The 1,565-nt window shown below is 70.2% G+C and carries 2 protein-coding genes; one reads left to right on the top strand and one right to left on the bottom strand.

Annotated elements, in window-relative coordinates; all coding sequences use genetic code 11:
* The coding region (locus tag RT567_RS16660; protein WP_313577305.1) for a helicase HerA-like domain-containing protein at positions 1 to 238 on the top strand (238 nt) is incomplete at its 5' end.
* Positions 239 to 242: 4 nt separating this feature from the next.
* Here the strand turns inward: RT567_RS16660 and RT567_RS16655 are convergent.
* Positions 243 to 1,565: amidohydrolase (locus RT567_RS16655; RefSeq protein ID WP_313577304.1), on the bottom strand; the 1,323-nt coding region annotated here is incomplete at its 5' end.

Here is a 1,565-nt window from a genome sequence, read left to right as displayed (position 1 = left end):
CGCCCAGGCCGACCGCATCGAAGCCGAGACCGCCACAGCGGCCGCCGAAGCCAAGGCGGCGGAAAAGGCTGCGCGTTCGGCCCCGGCGCCTGCCCGCGAACGCGCAGCCCCGCGCGCTCGTACCTCCAGCCGCCAGACGCCGATGGAGGCTCTGACCAAGTCGGTGCTGCGCACCGCCGGTTCGACCATCACCCGCGAGCTTTTGCGCGGCGTGCTGGGCAGCCTGAAGAAGCGCTAGGGCTTCAGCCCAGCTCGACCGGGCGGCCGTCCTTGTAGACGTCCGTGACCTTGATCCCGGCCAGGCGGTCGGGATCGATGGTCATGGGGTCCGCATTCAGCAGGATCATGTCCGCCAGCTTGCCGGCGGCGAGCGAGCCCTTGCGGTCGTCCTCATAGTGCTGCCAGGCGGCCCATAGGGTCATGGCCTTCAGGGCGACCTCGACCGGCACGCGCTCGTCCGGTCCCAGAATGTCGCCCGAGCGAGTGCGCCGCGTGACCGTGGCCGACAACACGCGCAGGGCGTCGGGATTGGCCACCGGGGCGTCATGGTGGCTGGTGAAGCGCATCCCGAGCCGCCAGGCCGAGCCGCAGGGCGAGATGAACTCCGCCCGGCGCGGGCCCAGCACGGAATCCCTGTGCCAGTCGCCCCAGTAGAAGGTGTGCATGGGGAAGAAGGAGGGGACGATCCCCAGGGCCTTCAGATCATCCAGCTGATCCTCTCGCGTGGTCTGGCCGTGGATCAGCACCGGACGACGGTCGCGCGCACCGTGCTTGCGGCTGGCCTCGCGCACGGCGGCGATCATCAGGTCGATGGCGGCGTCGCCGTTGGCGTGGACTTCGATCTGCCAGTCGTTGGCGAAGGCCAGGTCCACGGCGTCCAGCGCCTGCTGCTCCGTCACCGCCGGGTAACCGCGCCAGGAGGCGGGCTGGCCCTCGGGCGGGACGAAGTAGGGCTGGGACAGCCAGGCGGTCTTGGCCTGGGGCGAGCCGTCCAGCGTCAGCTTGACCCCGCCGATCCGGTAGCGCCCCTCATAGTTCCGCCGATACAGGGGCGTGGCCATGACGTCGGTCGAGGTCAGGATGTCGGGAAACGACAGGATGTCGATGGGCAGGGCGCCCGCCTCGGCCAGACCCGCGATCATGCGGCAGGTGTCGGTGGACGACCGTCCATCCTGAGCCGTGGTATAGCCGAAACGGGCGTAGTAGCGCGCGCCCTCGACGATCATCTGGCGGTTGGCCTCGGCGTCCAGGCGCGTGAACAGGGCGCCCATGACCGCGAACAGGGCCGTTTCCTCCAGCACGCCGTCCGGCTCGCGCGAGCCCGCCTTGCGCCGGATCACCCCGCCGTCCGGGTCGGCCGTTTCCGCCCCCACGCCCGCCGCGGCCAGGGCTGCGCCGATGGCCGCGCCCAAATGCCCAGACTGATGCATGAACAACACCGGCACGGCGTCGGATATGGCGTCCAACTCGTCCCGCGTGGGGTGGCGCCGCTCCTTCAGCTGGGAATCGTCATAGCCGAAGCCGATGATCAGGCCGGTGTCGCGCACCAGGTCCGCATGGCGGTT

Origin of the sequence: Brevundimonas sp. (genome assembly GCF_032107865.1) — a bacterium.
GTDB lineage: Bacteria > Pseudomonadota > Alphaproteobacteria > Caulobacterales > Caulobacteraceae > Brevundimonas.
Note: the sequence above shows the minus strand (reverse complement) of the source record. Positions and strands in the feature narration are given on the sequence as shown.